Here is a 23730-nt window from a genome sequence, read left to right on the forward strand (position 1 = left end):
AGCCACCGGTGTCCGCCCCGCACGGCCGTGGCGTCAGGCCGGGTCCAGGCCGGTCATCAGTTCCGCGAAGGCCTGCGCCGCCGTCGGGGAGGTGAAGAGCCGGTCGAGGCGGGCGCGGGCCAGTTCGCGCAGGAAGGGGCCGGAGCCGGTGTCGTCGCCCGCGTCATGGACCGTCCGGGTCAGCCAGTGGGAGAACTCCTGGTCGTTCCAGACCCGCCGCAGGCAGCGCCGGGAGTACGTGCGCAGCCCGGTGTCGTCGTGGTCGCGGACGTGGTCCCGGACGGCGCGGGCGAAGAGATCGGCGTCGTACAGCGCGAGGTTCATGCCCTTGCCGCCCATGGGGGACACGATGTGGGCGGCGTCCCCGACGAGGAACAGCCGGCCGTACTGCATCGGGTCGTGGACGAGGCTGCGCAGCCGGAAGGTCTCGCGGTCGGTGATCGGGCCCGTGACGAGGGCGGGGTCGCCGAGCCTGGTGCGCAGCGCGTCCCGGACCCGGTCGTCGGGCCAGGCGTCGGGGCGGTCGTCGGGCGGGCACTGGAGGTAGTAGCGGCTGCTGTGCGGCCCGCGGGGGAAGTGCGCGGCGAAGCCCTGCCGGCTCACGGCGAGCAGGGGGTGGGCGGGGGGCGGGGCGTCGGCGAGGACGGTGAGCCAGCCGATGCCGTGGTCATGGGCGTGGGCGGTGAGGACCCCGTCGGGGACGGCGGCGCGGGTGACGCCGTGATCGCCGTCGCAGCCCGCGACGAAGTCGCAGGTGATCGTGTGCGGGGTGCCGTCGGCGGAGCGGTAGCGGACCGTCGGGCGGTCACCGGTCAGGCCGTGCACGGAGACGTCGGCCGCCTCGTAGCGCAGGTCGCCGCCGTCGGCGAGACAGGCGGCGGTGAGCTTCTGGACCAGGACCTGCTGGGGACAGAGCCGCGCCCCGGGGCCCTCGGAACCGTCGCGGTCGTCGACGAGACGGCTCTCGCCGTCCACCCGGAACTCCAGGATGCCGTCGTGCGGCGGGCCGCCCAGCACCAGGTCGGCCAGCCCCCAGGACGCGAACATCCGCACGGCACGGCTCTCCACGATCCCGGCCCGCTGCCGCTGCCCCACGTACGCGCGGCTGCGGCGCTCCAGGACGACACAGTCGATGCCGCAGCTGCGCAGCAGCGCGGCCACGGTCAGCCCGGCCGGACCCGCACCGATCACCACGACGGTCGTGGACTCCGGAGACCCGCTCGACTCCCGCTGCTCTGCCGCCACTTGGCACCTCCTGGTCCAGCGTAGCGTCGTCAGGACGACGGCCCCTCGGGATCGGCGATCCGGTAGCCGACCGTCGGGGTCGTGGTGATCACGGGTGGGCCGCCGAGCTTGCGCCGGAGCCGGCCGACGGTCACGGCGACGGTGTTCGTGAACGGGTCGGCGTTCTCGTCCCACACCTGTTCCAGCAGCGCCTCCGCGCTGAGGGCGGCGGGGCTGGCCCGCAGCAACGCGGCCAGGACCTCGAACTCCTTGACCGAGAGGTCGAGCCGCCGTCCGTCCCGCAGCGCCGTGCGGTGCACGGGGTCGAGCGCGATGCCCGCCGCGCGCAGGGTGCGGGCCCGGGCGTAGGGGCGCCGACGGACCAACGACCGCAGCCGGAGCACGAGTTCGGGGAAGTGGAAGGGCTTGACCAGATAGTCGTCGGCGCCCAGGCTCAGCCCGCCGACGCGATCGGCCGGGGTGTCCGCGGCGGTCAGCATCAGCACCATGGGGCGGTCGTCCCGGTCGGTGACCATCCGGCACAGCGTGTCCCCGTGGATTCCCGGCAGGTCCCGGTCCAGGACCACCGTGTCGTACGCGGTGGCGTCCAGCTTGGCCGCGGCCTCCAGCCCGTCGTACGCCACGTCGACCGCCATGCCCTGGTCGCGCAGCCCCTCGACCAGCACATCGGCGAGCGACCGGGCGTCCTCCACCACGAGCACCCTCATCGCGCGGCCCCGGCCCGGGCGGCCCGGCTCAGGGTGACCGTCGCCCGCAGTCCGCCCTCCGGGCGGGCCCGTAGGTCGAGCGTGCCGCCGTGCGCCTCGGCGACCGCCGCGACGATCGAGAGTCCGAGGCCCGCCCCCGCGCCGCCGCCCCCACCGGTCCGTTCGGCCCCGAGCCGGCGGAACGGGCGGACCAGCCCGGCGACTTGATCCTGGGTCAGGGACGGTCCTCCGTTCTCCACGACCAGGCGTACGTCGCTGTCCCCGACCCGGGTCGCGACGCGGATCCAGCCGCCCGGCGGGTTGTGCCCGATCGCGTTGTCCACCAGGTTGTCCACCAGCCTGCGCAACAGCGTCCGGTCGCCGTACACCCACGCGCCCGCCCCGTCGGCGGGGGCCTCGGCCTCCACCGCGAGCCGTCTCCCGGAGGCCGCGGCGGCCCGCTCGGTGAGCGCGGCCCCGGCGAGCGCGTCCAGACGGACCGGCTCGGCGCCGGGCAGCGGCACTCCGTGCTGGGCGCGGGCCAGCGCCAGGAACCCGTCGAGGAGCCGGTCCACCTGGTCCAGTTCGGCCCGGACACGGTGGGCCACGGTACGGGTCTGCTCGGGCACCGGGCCCGGTTTGGCGAGCGCCACGTCGACCGAGGCCCGCATGGTCGCCAGCGGGGTGCGCAGTTCGTGCGAGGCGTCGGCGACGAAACGGCGTTGCGCGGCGAACGCCTGCTCCAGGCGTTCCAGCAGGTCGTCGATGGTGTCGCCGAGTCCTCTGAGTTCGTCGTGCGGGCCGGGGACGGCGAGGCGTTCGTGCAGGCTGTCGGCGGAGATCCGGCGCGTGGCCGCCGTCATCGCGCGCAGGGGACGCAGCACACGCCCTGCGGCGAACCAGCCCAGCCCGACGGACAGCAGCCCCATCACCGCCAGCGCCACCGCCGAGCCCAGCAGCAGCTGGTCCATCTGGCGGCTGTGCGCCTCGGCGAGCTGGTGCTCCAGACTCGCGATCCGCTCCTGCGCTGCGGAGGGGACCGTGCCGAGCCCGCTGCCCGGGGCCGGGGCCGCCCGGTGGTCACCGCCGGCCACCAGGCCGACCACCGCCAGCAGCACCACGGCCGAGGCGAGGAACAGCCCGGCGTACAGGGTGGTGAAACGCCAGCGGATGCCACGCCGCGCCGACCGTCCCGGAAGCCCCAGCTCCGCCGCCATCGGTCGTCCCCCTTCTGCTGTCTGCCGCCCTGCCGCACCGCCGCCCCAGGCTAGGCGAGCCGGCCTAACAGCGGCATGACAGCGGCCGTTCCGCCCGCGTTACGGCCCCCGGCGCAGCGTGGTGGCCTTCCCGGCGCATACGAGCGAGAGGCGGAACGGCGAACATGACGGACGATCACCGGATCGAGATCGAGGGCCTGCGCAAACGCTTCGGCGCGACCCAGGCCCTCGACGGCATGACCTTCACCGTCCGGCCGGGGCGGGTGACCGGCTTCGTCGGGCCCAACGGCGCGGGCAAGTCCACCACCATGCGGGTGGTCCTGGGCCTGGACCGGCCCGACGCGGGGACGGCGCTGGTCGGCGGACGGCCGTACCGGACGCTGGACCGCCCGCTGTGCCACCTCGGCTCCCTGCTGGACGCCGGGGCGCTCCAGCCCGGCCGGACCGCCCGCAACCACCTGCTGTGGCTGGCCCACACGCAAGGGCTCCCGGTCGGCCGGGTCGACCAGGTCCTCGACCGGGTGGGGCTCGCCGGGGCGGCGCGGCGCCGGACGGGCGGCTTCTCGCTGGGGATGCGCCAGCGGCTCGGCATCGCGGCGGCGCTCCTCGGGGATCCGCCCGCGCTGCTCCTCGACGAGCCGTTCAACGGGCTGGATCCCGAGGGGATCCGGTGGATCCGCTCACTGCTGACCTCGCTGGCGGCGCAGGGCCGCACGGTGCTGGTGTCCAGCCATCTGATGGGCGAGCTCCAGGACGTCGCGGACCATCTCGTCGTCGTCGGCCGCGGCCGGGTGGTCGCCGACACGGGCGTGGGGGAACTGCTCGCCCGGGTGTCCCGGGGCCGGGTCACGCTGCGCACCTCCGAGCCCGTCGCGGCGGGGGCGGCGCTGGTGCGGGCCGGCGCCGTCGTCCGGGTCGCGGGAGCGGACACGCTCGGCGTGCAGGGGCTGACGGGCGAGGACATCGTCACCGCGCTGACCGCGGTCGGGGTCCCGTTCGCGGAACTGGCCGCGCACCGCGTCAGCCTGGAGGAGGCGTATCTGGAACTCACCCGCGACGACGTGCAGTACCGCGCCACGGACGACGAGGAGGCCGCGCGATGAGCCGGCCGCGGGTCCTGCGCGCGGAGTGGACCAAGTTCCGCACCGTGCGCGGCTGGGTCCTCGCCACGGCCGCCTCGGCCCTGGTCTTCGTCCTGCTCCTGCTGGCCGGCACGACCGCCTCGAACGGGCACACCCAGGACGCCCCCGCCCTGCCGACCGACTCCACGGGCGAGGCCGTCAACGACAACGCCTACCTGCTGCGCCGGGCCCTGACCGGCGACGGCAGCATCACCGTGCCGGTGACCGGACTGACGGGCGAACTGGCCCGGAGCCCCGGACACACCGTGCCCGGGGTCACCCCGTGGGCCAAGGCCGGGATCGTCGTCAGGCAGAGCCTCGACCAGGGCTCGTCGTACGCCGCGATGATGGTCACCGGCGCGCACGGCGTCCGCATGCAGCACGACTTCACCCACGACCGGGCCGGTCTGCCCGGCCGCCCCTCCACGGCCGCGCCGCGCTGGCTGCGGCTGGTCCGCGCCGGGGCGACGGTCACCGGCTACGACTCGACGGACGGCGTGCACTGGAACGAGGTCGGCCGCGCGCACCTGGCCCGGCTGGGCGGGACCGTACAGGTCGGCCTGTTCACCGCCTGCCCGGCGTCCGTGGAGCCGAGCGGTTCCCTGGGGGGTTCGAGCCCGGCCGTCGCCACCGGCGCGTTCGGCCGGGTGACTCTCGGCGGTGCCTGGAGCGGCGGCGACCCGCGGCAGGGCTGGCGGGGCATGCAGCTGGGCGGCGACGCGGGCACCTCCGGCAGCTACCCGCAGGGCCTCTCGGGCGGCTTCACCCCGACCGGCGGCGGCTTCACCGTCACGGGGGCCGGCGACATCGCCCCGGTGGTCGGCGGGCCCTCGCTCGGCCCGGCCTACACCGTCGAGAACTTCCTCGTCGGTACGTTCGCCGGGCTGATCGTCCTGACCGTCGTGGCCGTGCAGTTCGTCACCGGCGAGTACCGCCGGGGGCTGATCGGCACCACGTTCGCCGCGACTCCACGGCGCGGGCGCCTGCTGGCCGCCAAATGCGCCGTGGTGGCGGCCGTCGCGTTCGCCGTCGGCCTCCTGGCCGCCGCGATCAGCGTCCCGCTCGGCGTCCGACGCGCCCACGCCACCCATTTCGTGGTGTTCACCGTGCCGCACGCCGTGGAACTGCGCGCGATCCTCGGCACCGGGCTCCTCCTGGCCACCGCCGCCGTGCTCGCGCTGGCACTCGGCACCCTGGTGCGGCGCGCCGCACCCGCGATCACCGCCGTCGTCGTCACGACCGTGCTGCCCTATCTGCTCGCGATCAGCGGCGCGCTGCCCCCCTCTCCCGCACGGTGGCTGCTCCGCGTCACCCCGGCGGCGGGGTTCGCCCTCCAGCAGACGGTGCCGCACCACTCCCATGTCCTGAGCGTCTACACCCCGCCCTTCGGCTACTTCCCCCTCGGTCCCTGGACCGGGTACGCGGTCCTCGCGGGCTGGACCGCGCTCGCGCTCGCGTCGGCCGTTCTCCTCCTGCGCCGGAGGGACGTATGAACACGGCGGTCCGAGGGAGCACCACCGCGCTGCGCCGGGCGGTCCGGTCGGAGTGGACCAAACTGCGCACCGACCCGGGCCCCGCGTGGCTCCTGCTGTGCCTCGCGGCCGTCACCGTGTCCGTGAGCGCGGCGGTGGCCGCGACGGCCCGCTGCCCGGCGGCCGACTGCGGCCAGGACCAGGTCGCGCTCAGTCTGACGGGGGTGACGCTCGGCCAGACGCTCGCCGTGATCGTGGCCGTGCTCGCCGTCGGCCAGGAGTACGGCACCGGTCTGATCCACACGACCCTCGCGGCGGTACCGCGGCGCACCACCGTCCTGGCCGCCAAGGCCGTCGTCGTGAGCGGTGCCGTGGCCGCCGCGGGTGTGCCCGCCGTCCTCGCCTCGGCCCTCGCCGGGCGCCTCCTGCTGCCGGGCAACGGCTTCACCCCCGCCCACGGCTACGCCGCCCTCTCCCTCACGGACGGCCCCACCCTGCGGGCCGTCGCCGGGTCGGCGCTCTACCTGGTCCTGGTCGCCCTGCTCGCCCTCGGTGTCGCCGCGGCGGTCCGGGACACGGCGGTGGCGACGGGGGTCGTCCTCGGACTGCTGTACCTCTTCCCCCTCCTCGGCCACATGGCCACCGACCCGGACCTGCGCCGGCACCTCGCGCAGCTCGGCCCGATGCCCGCGGGACTGGCCGTCCAGGCCACGACGGACCTGCGCCGGCTCCCCGTCGGACCCTGGGCGGGCCTCGGCGTGCTCGCCCTGTGGGCGGCGGGCGCGCTCCTCGTCGGCGCCCTGGTGCTGCGCCGGCGCGACGCCTGAGCCCCGCTTCGGTCAGCGGTCCGGGGGACCCGGCTCGGCGGCGGTCCCCGGGGCGGGCGCGGGGAGGCGCACCGTGACGAGGAGGCCGCCGCCGGGGCGGGGGGTGAGGTCGAGGGTGCCGTCGTGGGCGCGGACGACACTGTGCACGAGGGCCAGCCCCAGGCCGACGCCCGCGTGCTCGGCGGTGCGGATGCGCTCCGTTCCGCGCCGGAAGGGTTCGGTGAGGGTCGGGACCAGCTCGGCCGGGAGCGCGGGACCCGTGTTCTCGACCCGCAGCACGCTCCCGCCGTGCCGGGGTGCGGTGTGCACCGTCACGGTGCCGCCGGAGGGGAGGTTGTGGACGACGGCGTTCTGGACGAGGTTCGTCACCATCCGCAGCAGGAGCGCCGCGGAGCCGACGGCCCAGGCCGTCCCGCCGGTGACGTCGAGGCTGGTCCGGCGCCGCTCGGCCAGGGGCAGCAGCGTCTCGGCGGCTTCCTCGGCGAGGAGGGAGAGGTCGACCGGTTCACGGGCGAAGGTCCCGCTGTCGGCGCGGCTGAGCAGCAGGAGCGCCTCGGTGAGGTCGATCGCCCGCGCGTTGACGGTGTGGAGGCGTTCGACGAGTTCGTCCCGCTCCCGCGCGGGGTCGTCGCGGGCGGCTTCCAGGAGGGTCCGGGAGATCGCCAGCGGGGTGCGCAGCTCATGGGAGGCGTTGGCGGCGAACCTCCGCTGTTCGGCGACCTGGGACTCCAGCTGTTCGAGCATGGTGTCGAACGCGTCGGCGAGTTCGCGGAACTCGTCCTCGGGACCCGTCATACGGATCCGGTGGGACAGCGATCCGCGCGCGGCCGCCCGAGCCGCGGCGGCGATCCGGTCGAGGGGCGCGAGCATCCGGCCGGCGAGGATCCACCCACCCAGCAGGCCGAACACCAGGAGGAAGGCCAGTGCCCCGGCCGCGGCCGGGGCGAAACCGCGCAGGAGGTCGGAGCGGTTGGGCCCGACGATGATCACTCCGTGGAACGTCTTGCGGAGGGTGGTCGCGTCGTCCACCGGCAGCCAGCGCAGCACGAACACCCACACCACGCCCAGCAGGAGGGCACCGGCGAGGAGGAGGAACCCGGCGTAGCTGAGGGTGAGTTTCAGCCGGGCGCCGTGCCCTGGGCGTCTAGGCACGGGGGCCGCCGGGGTGCGGGGTGTCCGCACCGGTGTCGATGCGGTAGCCGACCCCGGGCACCGTGGCGATGAGCCAGGGTTCGCCGAGCCGTTTGCGCAGGGCGGAGACGGTGATGCGGACGGCGTTGGTGAAGGGGTCGGCGTTGCCGTCCCAGGCCCGCTCCAGCAGCTCCTCGGCGCTGACGACACCGCCCTCGGCGGCGACGAGGACGTCCAGCACCGCGAACTGCTTGCGGGTGAGCGCCACATGGCGTCCGTCCCGGAACACCTCCCGGCGGAACGGATCCAGACTGAGGCCCGCGATCTCGCGGACCGGGGGCCGGGCGTACGCGCGTCTGCGGTCGAGCGCCCTCAGCCGCAGCACCAGCTCCCGCAGCTCGAACGGCTTGGTGAGGTAGTCGTCGGCGCCGAGCTCGAACCCGGAGGCCTTGTCGTCGATCCGGTCGGCGGCGGTGAGCATGAGGATCGGGATGCCGCTGCCGGAGGCGACGATGCTCCGGGCGACCTCGTCGCCGGAGGGCCCGGGGATGTCACGGTCGAGGACCGCGAGGTCGTAGGAGTGGACGCCGAGCAGTTCCAGGGCGGTGTCGCCGTCGGCGGCGATGTCGGCGGCGATCGCCGCCAGCCGCAGACCGTCCCGGACGGCTTCGGCGAGGTAGGGCTCGTCCTCCACGATCAGTACACGCATGTCCGAAAGCCTAGGCAGCACCCCGTATCGCCGACGTATCCAAGCCGACGTATCCAAGACGCCGTGCGGGCAGGGGGCACCCGGCTCAGCCGGCCGGTGCCGGCGCGGGGTGGGGCCGGTCGGACGGTGCCTCGGCCGCGGTACGCCACCAGCGGCGCGACGCCAGCCCGGCCAGCACCGCCCCGGTGGCGTTGACCAGCACGTCGTCCACGGAGGACACCCGGTCCAGCCACAGCACGTACTGCGCGGTCTCGACCAGGACCGAACAGCCCGCGCCGAGCGCCAGGATCCGCGGCACGGACGCCGGCGCCGCCCAGCGCATCGGGGCGAAGAACCCCAGCGCCGCGAAGACCAGCAGGTTGCCGGCGATCCCGAGCGGCCCCATGGTGACCAGGTCCCGCATCGGCACCAGGCTCACCCGGCGCGGGGCGACGCCCGGCCCGCCGCCCGGCATCAGGGTCAGCCACAGGAACGGCACCGTCCCGTGGACCATGCCCACCTCGGCCAGGGACCCGCGCCACGCCCGCGCCGCCGCGACACCGGCGGCCCGCCGGCCGCGCGCCAGAGCCCACACCACCAGCGCGGCCGGCGGCAGGGTCACCAACGTCATGAGCACCACACCGTTGAACGTGTCGAAACAGCCGTGCCACCGCCCCTCCAGGCACATCGGAGCGGACATCATGAGCGGCCGCCGCAGGGCGAACACGGCACTCGCCAGGCCGAGGACCGCGAGGCCGGGGAGCACGATCCTGCGGATGCGGCGGGCCGGTGCCGCCGGGGACGCGTCGGGGTTCATACCCCCAGGAGACCCGGACAGCCGTTGCTACGCCGTATGCGCTTTTCGATACACCCGCGATACCACGCCGCGCGCCGCCGGCCGTCTCACAGGATGCTGTCGATGAAGGTGCGGGTGGCCTCGTGGACGGGGGCGTCGATGACCTGGGACGGCGGGCCCTGTTCGACGAGCCGGCCCTCCGACATGAAGACGACCTGGTCGGCGACGCCGCGGGCGAAGCCGATCTCGTGGGTGACCACGATCATCGTCATACCGGTGGTGGCCAGCCGTTTCATGACGCCCAGCACCTCACCGACCAGCTCGGGGTCGAGGGCGGAGGTCGGCTCGTCGAAGAGCATGACGCCGGGCTTCATGACCAGGGCGCGGGCGATCGCGACGCGCTGCTGCTGGCCGCCGGAGAGGGTGCTCGGGTAGACGTCGGCCTTGTGGGCCATGCCCACCTCCTCCAGCGCCTGCCGGGCGTCCGCGGTCGCCGTGGCCTTGTCGACCCGCTTGACCCGGCGCGGTGCCTCGATGAGGTTCTCCAGCACCGTCATGTGCGGGAAGAGGTGGTACGACTGGAAGACCATGCCGGTCCTGGTGCGCTGCCGGGCGATGGCCGAGGGCGGCAGTTCGTGCAGCTTGCCGCCCTTGACGCGGTGGCCGATCACCTGGCCCTCGACGACGACCGTGCCGCTGGAGGGCCGTTCGAGGTGGTTGATGCACCGCAGCAGCGTGCTCTTGCCGGAACCGGACCGTCCCAGGAGGACGACCACCTGGCCGCGGTGCACCTCCAGGTCGACGCCCTTGAGGACTTCGACGGCGCCGAAGCTCTTGTGGAGGTCGATGATCCGGACGATCGGGCCGGCCGTCGTGGTGCCGCCGGCGGGGGATGCGGGCTCTGTCGTGTTCATCGGCGCGTCACGGTCCTTTCGGCACGGCGGGAGGTGAGCGACCGCAGCCGCGCGAATCCGCCCGGCCGGTGCGCGGCGACCTGGACGCCGCGTCCGTAGTGACGCTCGATGTGGCTCTGGGCGTAGGAGAGCACCGTGGTGCACAGCAGGTACCAGAGGGAGATCACGACGAGCAGCGGGATCGTGCGGAAGTTCTGCGAGTAGATCAGCTGGGCCGAGTACAGCAGGTCGGCGAGGGCGATGATGCTCACCAGCGAGGTGTGCTTCAGCATGCCGATGACCTGGTTGCCGGTGGGCGGGACGATGACCCGCAGGGCCTGGGGGAGGACGACCCGGTAGAAGGTCAGCCACCGGTTCATGCCGAGGGCGAGGGCCGCTTCCGTCTGGTGCCTCGGTACGGAGAGCAGGCCGCCGCGCACGATCTCCGCCATGTAGGCCGACTCGTTGAGGGTCAGGCCGATGATGGCCACGGGCCACAGCGTGAGCACGCTGTTGGTGGGTGCGCCGAGGAGCTCGGGACCGCCGAACGGCACGCTGAGCGAGAGTCTCGGGTAGAGGGCCGAGAGGTTGAACCAGAAGATCAGCTGGACGAGGAGCGGTGTGCCCCGGAAGAACCACAGGTAGGCGCCGGACAGGTACGACAGCACCCGGTTCTCCGACATCCGGCAGGCGGCGAGCACGATGCCGAGGACGATGCCGAGGGTCATGGACACCGCCGTGAGGATCAGCGTGGTGCCCAGGCCCTTCATGATCTCGGGGTGGAACAGGTACTGCCCGACGGTCGGCCAGTCGAAGTTGTCGTTGGTGGTCACGGAGTAGGTCAGGTCCGCCGCGACGAGGAGGACGAGCAGGGCGGTCAGACGCCGGCCCCGGTGGCGCATCGGCACGATGTCCGAGGGGGGCACGGCCGAGGGGTCCACATGGGTGGAGTCCAGGGTGGCAGCAGCTTTCACGGTCGTCGCACCCCGCTCAGCCGGTGGAGGTCGGGAGGATCTCGGCGCCCTGGATCAGACCCTTGCCGCCGTTCCACTGGTCGAGGATCTTCTTCAGCCGGCCGTTTCTGATCAGATGATCGGTGGCCACTCTGACCGCCTCGGCGAACTTCGCCGTGTCGGCGTTGCGGGGCAGCACCAGTCCGGTCTTGTACTTCGGGGCCCAGGGCAGGTCGACCAGCTTGAACTGGTTCTTGGACTGGCTCATGACATAGGCGATCTGGCTCGCGCTGCTCACCGCCGCATCGACCCGGCCGCCGCGCAGGGCGAGGTTGACGTTCGCCTGCGAATCGAAGGTCTTGACGGTGAGCGTGTCCTTGCCCGCGCTCTTGCACTCGCCGGCGACCTTCTGGGCCAGCGCGGCCTCCGCGGAGCCGAGCGACGCGGCCACGGTGAGACCGCACAGGTCGGTGTCGGCCGAGGCGCTGGTGATCTTGCTGCCGGCGGGCACCATGAGGGCGTCGTCCGAGGAGTGGTTGGTGACGAACGTGACCGTCTCCAGGCGCTCGTCCGTCGCGTAGATCTCCCCGGTCGCGGCGTCGTAACGGCCTGCCTGGAGGCCGGCGATGATGCCGTTGAACGGCACGATCCTGACGTTCACCTTCAGGCCCAGGACCGCGGCGATCTGCCGCACGTTCTCGACGTCCCAGCCGGTGGGGGCGGCCCCGTTGGAGGGCTCGATCACCGCGGGCGGGTAGGTGGCCGCCGCGATGGTCAACGTCCCCTTCGAGGCGATCGACTTGGGGACCATGGCGGCTATCGAGCCGACCTTCGCCGACGCCTTCGCCGCCCCGGACCCGGCGGACCCCCCGGACTCCGTGGCGGACGAACCGCAGGCGGCGGTCGACCCGATCAGGGCGATGGATCCGACGATCGATCCGAGACGAATCAGCCGTGAAACGCGCACACGTGTCATGACTCTCCCTTGACTGAGGGGTGATGGACCAGAGCGGATCGGCAGCAACAGGACCTTGCTCGCGAACGACCCAGGGCTCGGTGGTGGCTCGTAACTTGGCACCTGGAACCAGGCCTGACAAGATGTGATCACAGATCTTTTTACTTCGTTATGTTCGGCACCGGCCGTGACCTGCGGGAATACCGATTAGGTAAAAAACGCGACAGCGCGCGGGAGCGATGGCGAAGATCGCGAAGGTCAGCGCAGGGCTTCGAGCTGCGCCTTGATCCGGTCGGAGGCGGCGAGGATCGACTCGTCGTTGGCCGCGACGGCCGCCTCGACGTCGTTCCTGTCGACCGCCTCGACCAGGCGTTCCTGGTAGTGCCACAGGATGTCGTGGTGCGGGGTGTCGAGGGATCCCCGGGCGCCGACGATCTTGTAGGCGCGGCAGTGCTGCCAGAGGGTGCGGATGATGTTGACCATCACCGGGTTGCCGCTCGCCTCGTAGAGGATGGCGAGCAGGGCCTCGTCGTGATCGAGGTAGGGGACGACGGCGCCGTCGACGAGGGCCCGGCGCATCAGGTCGTACTCCCGGCGCATGCGGGCGACGTCCTCCTTGCCGATCAGCGCGGCACCGCGACGCGCGGCCTCGACCTCCAGGAGGCGGCGGGTCTCGTAGACGTGCAGCAGTTCGGCGAGGTGCAGGCCCTTCACCACCGAGCCCTTGTGCGGCACCCGTTCGGCGAAGCCGGACTCCTCCAGGCGCCGGATCGCCTCGCGCACCGGCATCACGCTGGTGCCCACCTCGGCGGCGATGTCGCGGATGCGCAGGCGGTAGCCGGGCGGGTACTCGCCGGTGGTGATCGCCTCGTGCAGCACGGCGTACACCTGGTCGGTCAGCGAGGCCGCCGGCTCGATCCGCTTGGACATGCGCACGACTCCTTCCCGACCCGTGGAAGCCCTCGGAACACCTGTGATCACATCATAGGGTTGCGGCTTCCCGCGGTGTCGGCTCCCCGCAGATCCGCCGGACGCATACGGGGCCTGCCCGCCAGCGTCGTCCACAGGTACGGGGCGACGTCGTCCTCGGACAGCTGGGCGATCATGTAGCGGACGCAGCGCTCGATCTTGACCCGCCACAGCCGGGCCGCCTCGTTCCCCTCGGCGGCGAGCAGCGCCTCGTGGACGGCGGTGTCCTCGTCGGCGATGGTGTCGCAGGCCTGGCTGTAGTCCATGTCGAGGACCGTCACGAACATCCGCAGCCGAGCCGTGAGCCGCTCGAAGGTACCGGCGGCCTGCGGCAGGTCCGCGATCCGCGCGAGCGCGTCCTGGTAGCGCAGGTCCACCTCCCGGATCCGCAGCGGGTCGTTGTCCCGCGCGGCCGCCCGGACCTCCGCCAGTGCCGCCGTGGCCGGAGCGAGATTCTCGCGGCCCAGCATCGCGATCCGGCGCATGAGCAGCGCGCCCAGGCTGGCCCGCAGGGCGTAGAGATCCAGGACGTCCTTCGCCGTGACCGCCGGGATCGCGGTCGCCCCGCCCGGCAGCAGATCGAGCATGCCCTCCTCGACCAGGGCGTGCAGACCCGCGCGCACGCTCCGGCGGGAGAGGTCGAGGCGCACCGCGAGCGGGGTCTCCCGGATGCGGTCGCCGGACCGGTGGCCGCCGGTGAGGAGCGCTTCACGCAGCAGGCCGACGACCGGATCGGTCGTGTTCGGGGCACCGGGAGCGGCGCTCTGCCCGCCCGTGCCCGGGACCGCCTCGCCGAGTGCGCGCGGTTCCGCGTCGAACGAGTCGTTGCCAGGGCCGCAGATGGCCGGGGTGGCGTACGACGGCCGCGGGGCGGCGACCCGGGCGAACGGCGCGGCGGACGGCGTCCAGGTGGTGGACCAGGTCAGCAGGGCGTCCCGGAGGCGCGGCAGGGGGGACGACGCCTCATGGGGGAGCCGGTCGTCCGCGGCCAGGAAGCGGTGCGCCTCCTCGGTCCAGGCCTCGGCGCCGGGCGCGTGGTGCCAGCGGGGTGCCGGGGGCCCGGCCGGATCGGGCCGGTCGGGGCCGTCGGGCCCGTCGGGGCTGTCGGGGCCACCGGGCCAGTCCTGCGGCACGCCGTGGGCCAGCAGATGCACGCTCGCCCCGGCACCGGCCGCCGCACCGACCTGCTCCACGAACGCGTGCAGCACGGGATCGTCCGCCCCGAGGGGCCGCCTGCCCCGCAGCGCCGCGAAGGCGCAGGCCACGGAGAGGACATGGGCGGCCTCACGGTCGGGTCCGAACAGCCGGCCCGCGGCGGTCGCGGTGCTCGCGGCGGCCGTGGCCGCGCCGCGCCCGGCACCCCCGCGCCCGGCCCGGCCCGTCACGGCGAGCACGCACACCGGCGGGGCGACGAACAGCCCGATCACCTCGTCGGCGTGCCCCGGCAGGGACCAGGCCCGGCGCGGCCCCGCCGCGGCCCGCTCGCCCGGCTGGGTGCGGTAGGTACGCCAGATCCGGCTCACCGTGGACTGGCTGAGACCGGTCTCGGCCGCCATCGAGCGGGTCGACCAGCCGCGCCGGGCGCCGGACGGCGGCGGGGTGAGCGTGCGGACGAGGACGTGCGCGACGGCGTCGTCGTCGGCCGTGGGCGGACGGCCGGGGCGGGGCCGCTCGTCCAGGCCGGCCAGCCGGTCGGCGAGGAAACGGGCACGCCAGGTCGTCACCATGTCGCGGGAGACGCCGAGGCGTTCGGCGACGGCGGTGTTGGTGGGTTCCTCCGCGCAGGCCAGCACGATCCGGGCACGCAGGGCGCGGGCCTGGGAGCAGGTGCGGCTGCGGGTCCACAGCAGGAGAGCGGTGCGTTCGTCCTCGCTGAGGACGACGGCATCACGGGGACGGCCGGACATGCGGGAACCGTAGCCGAACTTCTGACTCGAAGACACCCCCGGGCGGGGTGCGGCACCCGGGGCATTGTTGGCCGCCCCCGGCCTTCACATACTTCGTTGCCATCCGGTGGTCACGCCGCCGGCGTCCCCATGACACCGCGAGTTCTCGCCCCAGCACATCAAACCCCGATCTGGCCCGGGCCTACCCTGAAACAGGCATGCCCGGGTTCCGCTCCCGGAGGCTGTGATGACCGTAACCGCAGGCAACAGGGTGGATGACGCGCCCCTGTCGCGCTTCCACAAGAAACTGGCGCTGTACTCCTCCGGGGGGCCGTTCCTCGACGGCTACGTCCTGAGCATCATCGGCGTCGCCATGGTGCAGATCACCCCGCAGCTGGATCTGTCCTCCTCCGCCGAGGGACTGATCGGCGCGTCCGCGCTCATCGGGATCTTCCTCGGCGCCTTCGTGGGCGGCTACCTCACGGACCGGTTCGGCCGGCAGGTCCTCTACACGATCGACCTCATCGCCATCATCGGCTGTTCCGTAGCCCAGTTCTGGGCCACCGACCCGGTGTGGCTGTTCGTGCTGCGCCTGCTCATCGGCATGGCGGTCGGCGCGGACTACCCGATCGCGACCTCGCTGCTCGCCGAGTTCACCCCGCGCCGCTACCGCGGTCCCCTGCTGGGCGGCCTGGTCGTGATGTGGTTCGTCGGCGCCGCCGTGGCCTACATCGTGGGCGAGCTGCTCCTGCAGACCGGCGACGACGGCTGGCGGTGGATGCTGGCCAGTGCCGCGCTGCCCGCCACGGTCATCGTGCTGCTGCGCCTCGGCACCCCCGAGTCCCCGCGCTGGCTGGCGAACAAGGGACGCGTCGAGGAGGCCGAGGCCGTCCTGAAGAAGGTGTACGGCCCCGAGGCGACGATCGCCGACCTGCCCGACGAGCAGGAGGGGCGCGAGAACGTCGACCTCAAGGCGATCCTGCGCGCCGGATACGGCGGACGGATGCTCTACATCTCCGTCTTCTGGACCTGTTCCATCGTCCCGCTCTTCGCCATCTACGCCTTCGGCCCGAAGATCCTCGGCGCGCTCGAGCTGGAGGGCTCGCTGGCCAATGTCGGGTCCGCCCTGATCACCGTCATGTTCCTGATCGGCTGTGTGATCGCGCTGCTCGGCGTGAACCGCATCGGCCGGCGTCCGCTGGTCATCCACAGCTTCGTCTGGTCGGGCCTCGCGCTGCTGCTCCTCGGCGTCTTCCCCGACGCCCCCGCGGCCGTGATCATGGTCCTGTTCGCCCTGTACGCCGTGATCATCGGCGGCACCCAGATCCTCCAGTGGATCTACCCGAACGAACTGTTCCCGACCGAGGTGCGCGGCTCCGCCGTCGGACTCGCCTCCTCGGCCAGCCGGATCGGCGCCGCCGTCGGCACGTACCTCGTCCCGATGGCCCTGACCGGCTGGGGCATCGGCGGCACCATGCTCGCGGCCGCCGCGATCAACGCCGTCGGCGCCGTCGTCTCCGTGCTCTGGGCGCCCGAGACGCGCGGCATGGCCCTGCACGAGGCCGCCGCACTCACCCCGAGGTCCGAGCCGGTCGTCCGCACCGCGGGCGTCTGACCCGCCCGGCCGCACCCCGCCCACCGCCGGAGGCCCGGCGGTTCTCACCCTCACACCCGTAGGAGGTTCACCCATGAAAGACGTCGTGATCGTCGGAGGCGGCATCGCGGGCCTGGCCGCCGGCTGGCGGCTACGGCACTGGGACACGCTCCTCCTGGAATCGGAGGGACGGGTCGGCGGACGCATCCGCTCCGAGCGCCGGGGTCCGCACTGGATGAACTGGGGCGGCCACGTCTACGCCGGCGGGACGTCCGCGACCGCGTGGCTGCTCGGCAACACCGGCGTGGAGTCGGTCCCCGTGCCCGGCTCGCTGGCCGGCCTGTCGATGAACGGCAAGCTGCTGCTCAAGGGCCGCGTGGAGACGTACCCCTTCCGCATCCCGATGTCCACGCAGTCACGGGTCGGCATGGTCAAGGCAGGCACGAAGGTCGCGCTGCACGTGGCCCGTTACGCCCGGATCGTGCAGCGGCGGCGCGGCGAGACCGCGGCACAGCACCAGCAGCGGATCTACGACTTCATGAACGACCGCTCCTTCCAGGACTTCATCGGCGACCTGCCCGAGGACGCCGAAGCGCTGTTCAAGCCGACGGTGACCCGCTCCTCCGCGGACATGGACCAGCTCTCGGCGGGCGCCGGCGTCGGCTACTTCAGCCTGGTCTGGGGCATCGGCGGAGGCCTCTCCCAGAGCATCCTCGGCGGTGCGTCCACCCTCACCGAGTCCATCGCCGCGTCCCTGCCGGACCGGGTGCGGCTCGACGCGGCCGTCGACGAGATCGTCCACAAGAAGGACTCGGTCGTCGTCCGCTACCGCCAGGACGGCGTCGAGCAGGAGGTCGAGGCCCGTTACGTCGTCCTCGCCACCCCCGCGACCGTCAGCCACCGGATCGCCGTCGACCTCGACCGGGACGTCCGCGAGGCCCTGTCGAAGATCGTCTACGGGCCCTATGTCAGCGCCGCGTTCCTCAGCGACGAGACCGGCCGCCAGGTCTGGGACGACGCCTACGGCATCGCCACCCCGAAGCGGTCCTTCAACGTCGCCCTCAACATGTCGAACGTCGTCCACGGCTACTCCGCCGAGCGCCGCCCCGGCAGCAGCATCATGACCTTCTCGCCCGGCAGCCTCGCCCGCGAACTGCTGGAGCACGACGACGACAAGATCCGCCGGATCTACCTCGACGACCTCGACCAGGTCCTGCCCGGCTTCGCCGACCACGTCGTCGAGGCCGAGATCCAGCGCTGGCCCACGGGAGCGCCGTACTGCTTCCCCGGCCGCGGAAAGCTCCAGCGGACCCTGACCCGGCACAGCGGCCGGGTGTTCCTGGCCGGCGACTACCTCGGCACCCTCTACACCGAGACCGCGATCCAGACCGGTCTGAGCGCCGCCCAGGAGGTCCGCAGCCTGCTGGCCACCGACCGCCAGACCGCCGCGCGCACCCCGACGCCGGCGCGGAGCGCGTCGTAACGGAGCGCGTCGTCACGGAGCGGGTCGCCACCCCTCCCCGCCCTCCCCGAGAACCATGGCCGGAGCTCCGACGGCTCCGCCGCCCCCTACAGCGTCACCTGAGGAGACTCCACCATGTCGGCACAGCTGAGCGGCGTCCTGACCGCACTCGCCACCCCCTTCGCGCCGGACGGACGGATCGACGAGAAGATCCTGCGCCGCGTCGTCGACCGCGGCATCGACGGCGGGGTCGACGGTGTCGTCGCCTGCGGCTCCACCGGCGAGTTCGCGGCGATGAGCGGAGCCGAACGGCGCCTGGTCGTCGAGACCGTGATCGACCAGACGGCCGGACGGGTCCCCGTCGTCGCCCAGACCGGCGCGCTCAGCACCAGGGAAGCGGTCGAACTGTCCCGCCACGCGGAGGCCGCCGGCGCCTCCGTCCTGATGGTGGTCGCCCCCTACTACGAGCCGCTCACCCTCGACGAGACGCTCCACTACCTGCGCAGCGTCGCGGACTCCGTGGACATCCCGGTCATGCTCTACAACCTGCCCGGCGCCACCGGCGTCAACCTCACCCCGGACATCGTCGGCAGGCTCGCCCGCGAGGTCGAGAACATCCAGTACATCAAGGACACCAGCGCCGACATGGCCCAGGCCGGTCAGCTGATCCACCACCACGGCGACGTCATCTCCACCTTCGTCGGCTGGGACAGCCTCCTCCTCCAGGCGATCTCCGAGGGCGCGGCCGGGGTCATGGCCGGCACCGCGAACGTCATGCCGGCCCATCTGGTCTCCATCCACCGGGCGTTGCGCGCCGGCGACCTCGACCGCGCACGGGCCGAGTGGAACCGCATCTACCCGCTCCTCGACGCGATCATGACCGCCCCGTTCATCCAGGCGGTCAAGGCCGGACTGAACGCGGCAGGGATCCCGGCCGGCGAGCCCCGCGAACCGCTGCTCGGCCTCGACGCGGCCACCACCGCCCGGATCACCGCCCTCGTCGAGGCGCTGCCCGAGCCGACCGCGGCGAACTGACGGACGGACGGCGCGGCGGCCATGAGATTCCTCGACGGGCACGACGTCCGGACCCTGTTCGACCTCGACACCGCGATCGCCTCGCAACGAGCGGCGTTCGTCGCCCTCGCGCGGGGCGAGGCATGGCAGCCCGAGAAGATCATCGGCAGCCACGCCGACGACCCCGACACCGTCTTCTGCTACGCCGCGCGCCTGGACCGTACGAGCGGCCCCGTCTGCAAGTTCGGGAGCGTCAGCCCCGGCAACGCGGGCACGCGGTGGCCGACCGTCAACGCCGTGGTCACCGTGCTCGACCCGCACACCGGTGTCCCGCTGGCCGTCATGGACGGCACCGCGCTCACCACACTGCGCACGGCCGCCGCGAGCGCGGTCGCGGTCGGCGCGCTGGCCCGGCGCGGGGCGGCCAGGCTCCTCGTCCTGGGATCCGGCGTCCAGGGGCGCGCGCACCTCGCGGCACTGTCACAGCAGCAGGCCTACGCCTGGACCGGCATGTGGTCACCGCGCCGGTCCTCGCTGGACACCTCCGTCGGTCGGCTGCGCGCGCAGGGACACGACGTCGAACCGGTGGACTCGCTGAGCGACGCGCTCGCCCGGGCGGACGTCGTCGTCTGCGCGACCCTCGCCACCGAGCCGCTGTTCTCCGCGCACCAACTGGCGCCCGGTGCCACGGTCGTGACCGTCGGATCCTTCGAACGGCACCGCTGCGAGATCGGGCCCGACGTCCTGCGCGCCAGCCGCCGGGTCGTCGTCGACCACGGGCCGACGGCACGCCACACCTGCGGCCCGGTCGTCGCCGCCCGGGCGGAGACCGACATCGACCTGCTCGAACTCGGCCATGTCCTGACCGGCACGGCCACCGGCCGCCGAAGCGACGACGACCTCGTCACGTACCTCAGCGCCGGCCTCGGCGTCCAGGACGCGGCAGCGGCCTGGCACATCCACCAGCGGGCCGAGGAACGCGGCGTCGGCCGGCGTGCCGACCGGCCGGCCCACCCACACGACCACGCCCAAGGAGTCACCGATCATGACCGCTTCCGCTGACCTCACGACGGCCGCCGTCCGACGCGCGGCACCGGCGTCGCCGCTCATCGGCGCGGCCGACCTTCCTCCGGCCCGGCACTTCGTCGACGGGGCCTTCGTGGCGGGATCGACCGACCGCGTCATCGATGTCGTCGACCCGTGTACGGAGAACGTCATCGCCCGGATCCCCGAGGGCACCGCCGAGGACGTCGACCGGGCGGTCGCCGCCGCGCAGGCGGCGAAGAGCCGGTGGGCGGGGCTGCTTCCCCGGGAGCGCTCCGAAGCGCTGCACGCCATCGCCGACCGGGTGGCCGACCACGCCGACCTCCTGAGCAGGCTGGAGTCGGCGAACACCGGCAAGCCGCTCGCGGTGTCGACGGACGACGTCGGGCAGGCCGTCGACACGTTCCGCTTCATGGCCGGCGCGGTGCGCGCGACCACCTCCCTGGCCGCGGGCGACTACGCCGAGAACCACCTCTCGGTCATCCTGCGCGAACCGCTCGGTGTGATCGGCGTCGTCACCCCGTGGAACTACCCCCTGCTCATGGCGGTCTGGAAGATCGCCCCCATCCTCGCCGCGGGCAACACCCTGGTCCTCAAGCCGTCCGAGCAGACCCCGCTCACCACCCTCAAGTTCGCCGAACTCGTCGCCGACCTCCTCCCGGCCGGTGTGCTGAACGTGGTCAACGGCCACGGCGCGGTCGTGGGCGCCCGGCTCGCCGAGCACCCGGACGTGAACATGATCGCCCTGACCGGTTCGGTGAACAGCGGCCGCGCCGTGGCCCGGGCCGCGGCGGACTCCCTCAAGCGCGTCCACCTCGAACTCGGCGGCAAGGCACCGGTCGTCGTCTTCCCGGACGCCGATCTCACCGCGGCCGCCTCGGCGTTGCGCGTCGCGGGCTTCTGGAACTCCGGCCAGGAGTGCGGCGCCGCCTGCCGCGTCCTCGTCCACGCCTCCGTCGCCGAGCGGTTCGTCGAGCAACTCGTCGGTGAGGTACGGGCGTTGGTCGTGGGTGAGCCCCAGGCGGGCGAGGACGTCGAGGTCGGCCCGATGGTCTCCAAGGCGCACTTCGACCGGGTCACCGGGTACCTGGAGCGGGCGAGGAAGGAAGGCGTCCGGGTGGCGACGGGCGGTGGGGCGCTGGACGGGCCCGGCTACTTCGTCGCCCCGACCGTCCTGGTCGACGTCCCCGAAGGCGCCGAGGCCGCCCGCGAGGAGATCTTCGGACCCGTGATCACCGTCGAGACCTTCACCGACGAGGACGAAGCCGTACGGCGCGCCAACGACGTCCCGCTCGGCCTCTCCGCATCGGTGTGGACCGAGAACGCCCGCCGCAGCCACGACATCGCCGCCCGCCTCGACTTCGGCACCGTCTGGGTCAACTCGCACCTGGTGCTGGCCAGCGAGGTCCCCTGGGGCGGCTTCAAGGGCTCCGGCTACGGCCGCGACCTGTCGCTCTACGCCCTGGACGACTACTCCCGCACCAAGCACGTCATGCACAACCACGAGCGCTGATCCCCGAACGAACGGCCGCGCGCCCCGGAGGCATGGGATGACCGTCGACGACCCCCTGATGAGCCCCTTCGTCCTGAAGAACCTGACGCTGCGCAACCGCATCGTGAGCACGTCCCACGAACCGGCCTACAGCGAGGACGGCCTGCCCAAGGACCGCTACCGCGCCTACCACGTGGAGAAGGCCCGGGGCGGCGTCGGACTGACCATGATCGGGGGCAGCGCGCTGGTCGGCCGGGACAGCGCGCCCGCCTTCGGCAACCTCCAGCTCTGGAAGGACGAGGCGGAGCCCTGGCTGCGCCGCCTCGCCGACGAGGTCCACGAGCAGGGCGCGGCCGTGATGACCCAGCTCACCCATCTCGGCCACCGCACCAGCAACTACACCGACCAGTGGCTCCCGGCCATCTCGGCGAGCGCCGTCCGTGAACCCGCGCACCGCGCGTTCACCAAGGCGGCCGAGCCGTGGGACCTGGACCGTGTGCTCGACGACTTCGTCTCCGCCGCGCAACGCTGCCGGTCCGCCGGCCTGGACGGCGTCGAACTCATGGCCTGGGGCCATCTGCTGGACGCGTTCTGGACGCCGTACTGGAACCACCGCGACGACGAGTACGGCGGCTCGTACGAGAACCGAATGCGCTACCCGCTCCAGGTCGTCCGGGCCGTACGGGCGGCGGTCGGACCGGACTTCGTCATCGGTGCCCGCATGTCCTTCGACGAGGAGCGCGAGGGCGGCCTGGAGACACCCGAGGCGCTGCGCATCGCCGAGGACATCACGGCCGCCGGTGTCGACTTCATCAGCATCGTCAAGGGCTCGATCGCCACCGACGCCGACCTGGCCCGCACCATCCCGCCGATGTCCACCCCGGCCTCCCCGCACCTGGAGTTCGCCGGACGGATCAGACAGAAGCTCTCCGTCCCGGTCATGCACGCCGCCCGGATCGGCGACGTCGCCACCGCGCGGTACGCCGTCGCCGAGGGCCTGCTCGACCTCGTCGGCATGACCCGGGCGCTGATGGCCGACCCCGAACTGCCCAACAAGGTCCGCGACGGCCACACGGACCGCATCCGCCCCTGCGTCGGCGCCACCCTGTGCATCGACGGCATCTACGCCTCGGGCGCGGCGTACTGCATGCACAACCCTTCCACGGGCCGGGAGCTGGAGGTGCCGCAGCGCATCGACCGCTCCGCCACCCCGCGCCGCGTGGCGGTCGTCGGAGCCGGACCCGCCGGCCTGGAAGCCTCCCGCGTCCTCGCCGAACGCGGCCACGACGTGCGTCTCTTCGAGGCCGCGCACCAGGTGGGCGGACAGCTGCTGCTGGCGTCCCTGGCGCCGCGCCGACGCGACCTGCGCGGCATCGTCGACTGGCGCGTCGACGAGCTGGCCCGCCTCGGCGTCCCCATCGCGCTGAACACCTACGTCGACGCCCCGACCCTCCTCGGCCGGCCATGGGACGTCGTGATCGTCGCGACCGGCGGCACCCCCGCCGCACCCCGGATCCCCGGAGCCGGCCTGGTCGACGACACCTGGGACGTGCTCGCCGGGGCACGACGGCCGCGGGGACGGGTGATGGTCTACGACGACCACGGAGGCAACCAGGCGCTCGACGCCGTGGAGGCCCTGGCGGCGCTGGGCGCCACCGTCGAGATCGTCACACCCGAGCGGACGCTCTCCCCCGACGTCGGCGCGCTCACCGCATCCGGCTACTTCCACTCCCTCGCGGAGAACGGCGTCCGGACCACCGTCCTGCGGCGGCTGCACCGGGTCGAGAGGACCCCGGAGGGCCTGGAAGTGGAACTCGGCGTGGACGGCTTCGCGTTCCGCGAGCGTCGTACGGTCGACGCCGTCGTCGCCGAGATGGGCACCACCCCCGTCCAGGAGCTCTACGACGAACTGCTCGCCTCCTCGACCAACCTCGGAGCCGTCGACCTGACCGAACTCCTCGCCCGCAGGCCCCAGTCGACGGTCCGCAACGAGAACGGCGCGTTCCGGCTGTTCCGTATCGGTGACGCGGTGGCGAGCAGGAACGTCCACGCGGCGATGCTGGACGCGGCCCGCCTCTGCCGGACGATCTGAGCCGCGATTCCCGCGCCCGGCTGGACCGACCGGGACTCAGGGCGTACGGCTACGCCCCCGAGCCCTTCGTCACGAAGGTCTTCGGCACCTACCGCAAGACCGCGACGACGGTGTCTTCGACGCCTGCACGCCCGAGATGCGCACCGCCCGCAGGGTCGGCAACATCACCGCCGTACGAGCACGACGGCGGCTC

The 23730-nt window shown here is 73.0% G+C and carries 20 protein-coding genes; 9 read left to right on the forward strand and 11 right to left on the reverse strand.

The window, feature by feature from the left end; translation table 11 throughout:
• Window positions 1-33 precede the first annotated feature (33 nt).
• The 3 genes from ABZ490_RS26090 to ABZ490_RS26100 are packed head-to-tail and all read right to left on the reverse strand — an operon-like array spanning window position 34 to window position 3148.
• Window positions 34-1245 (reverse strand): 4-hydroxybenzoate 3-monooxygenase, encoded by a 1212-nt coding sequence (locus ABZ490_RS26090; protein WP_358994452.1) that lies wholly within the window; start codon window positions 1243-1245, stop codon window positions 34-36.
• A gap of 29 nt (window positions 1246-1274) precedes the next feature.
• Window positions 1275-1952, reverse strand: coding sequence for a response regulator transcription factor (locus ABZ490_RS26095; protein ID WP_358994455.1), 678 nt, complete (start codon window positions 1950-1952; stop codon window positions 1275-1277).
• Entirely contained in the window at window positions 1949-3148 is a 1200-nt protein-coding gene (locus ABZ490_RS26100; RefSeq protein WP_358994458.1) for a HAMP domain-containing sensor histidine kinase, read from the reverse strand. The genes ABZ490_RS26095 and ABZ490_RS26100 overlap by 4 nt, the downstream gene beginning before the upstream one ends.
• 164 nt (window positions 3149-3312) lie before the next feature.
• Here ABZ490_RS26100 and ABZ490_RS26105 point away from each other — a divergent pair, with 164 nt between their 5' ends.
• Genes ABZ490_RS26105 through ABZ490_RS26115 form a run of 3 tightly spaced genes read left to right on the forward strand, consistent with a single transcriptional unit; the run spans window position 3313 to window position 6568 of the window.
• A complete protein-coding gene (locus tag ABZ490_RS26105; RefSeq protein ID WP_358994461.1) occupies window positions 3313-4251 on the forward strand; it encodes an ATP-binding cassette domain-containing protein in 939 nt (312 codons plus the stop codon).
• Window positions 4248-5762: an ABC transporter permease subunit gene (locus ABZ490_RS26110; RefSeq protein ID WP_358994464.1), complete on the forward strand. Its 1515-nt coding sequence runs from the start codon at window positions 4248-4250 to the stop codon at window positions 5760-5762. Before ABZ490_RS26105 ends, ABZ490_RS26110 begins: the two co-directional genes overlap by 4 nt.
• Complete coding sequence (locus ABZ490_RS26115; RefSeq protein WP_358994467.1) at window positions 5759-6568, forward strand: ABC transporter permease; 810 nt, start codon at window positions 5759-5761, stop codon at window positions 6566-6568. The genes ABZ490_RS26110 and ABZ490_RS26115 overlap by 4 nt, the downstream gene beginning before the upstream one ends.
• Window positions 6569-6580: 12 nt before the next feature.
• Here ABZ490_RS26115 and ABZ490_RS26120 read toward each other — a convergent pair whose 3' ends face one another.
• The 8 genes from ABZ490_RS26120 to ABZ490_RS26155 all read right to left on the reverse strand — a co-directional run bounded on the left by ABZ490_RS26120 (window position 6581) and on the right by ABZ490_RS26155 (window position 14860).
• A complete protein-coding gene (locus tag ABZ490_RS26120; protein ID WP_358994470.1) occupies window positions 6581-7720 on the reverse strand; it encodes a HAMP domain-containing sensor histidine kinase in 1140 nt (379 codons plus the stop codon).
• On the reverse strand, window positions 7713-8408 hold the full coding sequence (locus ABZ490_RS26125) for a response regulator transcription factor (protein WP_358994473.1): 696 nt from the start codon (window positions 8406-8408) through the stop codon (window positions 7713-7715). Before ABZ490_RS26125 ends, ABZ490_RS26120 begins: the two co-directional genes overlap by 8 nt.
• 85 nt (window positions 8409-8493) lie before the next feature.
• A complete protein-coding gene (locus ABZ490_RS26130; protein ID WP_358994476.1) occupies window positions 8494-9204 on the reverse strand; it encodes a VanZ family protein in 711 nt (236 codons plus the stop codon).
• An 86-nt stretch (window positions 9205-9290) separates the two neighbouring features.
• On the reverse strand, window positions 9291-10097 hold the full coding sequence (locus ABZ490_RS26135) for an amino acid ABC transporter ATP-binding protein (RefSeq protein WP_358994479.1): 807 nt from the start codon (window positions 10095-10097) through the stop codon (window positions 9291-9293).
• The gene (locus ABZ490_RS26140) at window positions 10094-11050 is read right to left on the reverse strand and encodes an amino acid ABC transporter permease (protein ID WP_358994482.1); all 957 of its coding nucleotides are present in this window, start codon (window positions 11048-11050) and stop codon (window positions 10094-10096) included. Before ABZ490_RS26140 ends, ABZ490_RS26135 begins: the two co-directional genes overlap by 4 nt.
• A gap of 16 nt (window positions 11051-11066) precedes the next feature.
• Window positions 11067-12005 carry an ABC transporter substrate-binding protein gene (locus tag ABZ490_RS26145; protein WP_358994485.1) on the reverse strand — a complete coding sequence of 313 codons (939 nt, stop codon included), beginning with the start codon at window positions 12003-12005 and terminating at the stop codon, window positions 11067-11069.
• A 237-nt stretch (window positions 12006-12242) separates the two neighbouring features.
• Window positions 12243-12914, reverse strand: coding sequence for a GntR family transcriptional regulator (locus ABZ490_RS26150; protein ID WP_358994488.1), 672 nt, complete (start codon window positions 12912-12914; stop codon window positions 12243-12245).
• A 47-nt stretch (window positions 12915-12961) separates the two neighbouring features.
• Window positions 12962-14860, reverse strand: a complete 1899-nt coding sequence (locus ABZ490_RS26155) for a helix-turn-helix domain-containing protein (RefSeq protein ID WP_358994491.1) — start codon at window positions 14858-14860, stop codon at window positions 12962-12964.
• Between the two features lie 226 nt (window positions 14861-15086).
• Here ABZ490_RS26155 and ABZ490_RS26160 point away from each other — a divergent pair, with 226 nt between their 5' ends.
• From ABZ490_RS26160 to ABZ490_RS26185, 6 genes are all read left to right on the forward strand, one after another.
• Entirely contained in the window at window positions 15087-16454 is a 1368-nt protein-coding gene (locus ABZ490_RS26160; protein WP_358994495.1) for an MFS transporter, read from the forward strand.
• Window positions 16455-16527: 73 nt separating this feature from the next.
• Window positions 16528-17916 (forward strand): NAD(P)/FAD-dependent oxidoreductase, encoded by a 1389-nt coding sequence (locus ABZ490_RS26165; RefSeq protein ID WP_358994498.1) that lies wholly within the window; start codon window positions 16528-16530, stop codon window positions 17914-17916.
• A 114-nt stretch (window positions 17917-18030) separates the two neighbouring features.
• A complete protein-coding gene (locus ABZ490_RS26170) occupies window positions 18031-18930 on the forward strand; it encodes a dihydrodipicolinate synthase family protein (protein WP_358994501.1) in 900 nt (299 codons plus the stop codon).
• Window positions 18931-18951: 21 nt separating this feature from the next.
• Complete coding sequence (locus ABZ490_RS26175) at window positions 18952-19971, forward strand: ornithine cyclodeaminase family protein (protein WP_358994504.1); 1020 nt, start codon at window positions 18952-18954, stop codon at window positions 19969-19971.
• Complete coding sequence (locus ABZ490_RS26180; RefSeq protein ID WP_358994507.1) at window positions 19955-21466, forward strand: aminobutyraldehyde dehydrogenase; 1512 nt, start codon at window positions 19955-19957, stop codon at window positions 21464-21466. Before ABZ490_RS26175 ends, ABZ490_RS26180 begins: the two co-directional genes overlap by 17 nt.
• A gap of 37 nt (window positions 21467-21503) precedes the next feature.
• Complete coding sequence (locus ABZ490_RS26185; protein ID WP_358994509.1) at window positions 21504-23537, forward strand: FAD-dependent oxidoreductase; 2034 nt, start codon at window positions 21504-21506, stop codon at window positions 23535-23537.
• The last annotated feature ends 193 nt before the right edge of the window (window positions 23538-23730 follow it).

It is taken from the genome of Streptomyces sp. NPDC005811, from assembly GCF_040630405.1.
Taxonomy (GTDB): domain Bacteria; phylum Actinomycetota; class Actinomycetes; order Streptomycetales; family Streptomycetaceae; genus Streptomyces.

Bases quoted from the DNA above. Each gene is read 5' to 3' on its own strand.
- ABZ490_RS26180 (WP_358994507.1), top strand. From the start codon at position 19,955: ATGACCGCTTCCGCTGACCTCACGACGGCCGCCGTCCGACGCGCGGCA.
- ABZ490_RS26095 (WP_358994455.1), bottom strand. From the start codon at position 1,952: ATGAGGGTGCTCGTGGTGGAGGACGCCCGGTCGCTCGCCGATGTGCTG.
- ABZ490_RS26165 (WP_358994498.1), top strand. From the start codon at position 16,528: ATGAAAGACGTCGTGATCGTCGGAGGCGGCATCGCGGGCCTGGCCGCC.
- ABZ490_RS26150 (WP_358994488.1), bottom strand. From the start codon at position 12,914: ATGTCCAAGCGGATCGAGCCGGCGGCCTCGCTGACCGACCAGGTGTAC.
- ABZ490_RS26135 (WP_358994479.1), bottom strand. From the start codon at position 10,097: ATGAACACGACAGAGCCCGCATCCCCCGCCGGCGGCACCACGACGGCC.
- ABZ490_RS26175 (WP_358994504.1), top strand. From the start codon at position 18,952: ATGAGATTCCTCGACGGGCACGACGTCCGGACCCTGTTCGACCTCGAC.
- ABZ490_RS26185 (WP_358994509.1), top strand. From the start codon at position 21,504: ATGACCGTCGACGACCCCCTGATGAGCCCCTTCGTCCTGAAGAACCTG.
- ABZ490_RS26130 (WP_358994476.1), bottom strand. From the start codon at position 9,204: ATGAACCCCGACGCGTCCCCGGCGGCACCGGCCCGCCGCATCCGCAGG.
- ABZ490_RS26100 (WP_358994458.1), bottom strand. From the start codon at position 3,148: ATGGCGGCGGAGCTGGGGCTTCCGGGACGGTCGGCGCGGCGTGGCATC.
- ABZ490_RS26170 (WP_358994501.1), top strand. From the start codon at position 18,031: ATGTCGGCACAGCTGAGCGGCGTCCTGACCGCACTCGCCACCCCCTTC.
- ABZ490_RS26145 (WP_358994485.1), bottom strand. From the start codon at position 12,005: ATGACACGTGTGCGCGTTTCACGGCTGATTCGTCTCGGATCGATCGTC.
- ABZ490_RS26125 (WP_358994473.1), bottom strand. From the start codon at position 8,408: ATGCGTGTACTGATCGTGGAGGACGAGCCCTACCTCGCCGAAGCCGTC.
- ABZ490_RS26105 (WP_358994461.1), top strand. From the start codon at position 3,313: ATGACGGACGATCACCGGATCGAGATCGAGGGCCTGCGCAAACGCTTC.
- ABZ490_RS26115 (WP_358994467.1), top strand. From the start codon at position 5,759: ATGAACACGGCGGTCCGAGGGAGCACCACCGCGCTGCGCCGGGCGGTC.
- ABZ490_RS26110 (WP_358994464.1), top strand. From the start codon at position 4,248: ATGAGCCGGCCGCGGGTCCTGCGCGCGGAGTGGACCAAGTTCCGCACC.
- ABZ490_RS26160 (WP_358994495.1), top strand. From the start codon at position 15,087: ATGACCGTAACCGCAGGCAACAGGGTGGATGACGCGCCCCTGTCGCGC.
- ABZ490_RS26155 (WP_358994491.1), bottom strand. From the start codon at position 14,860: ATGTCCGGCCGTCCCCGTGATGCCGTCGTCCTCAGCGAGGACGAACGC.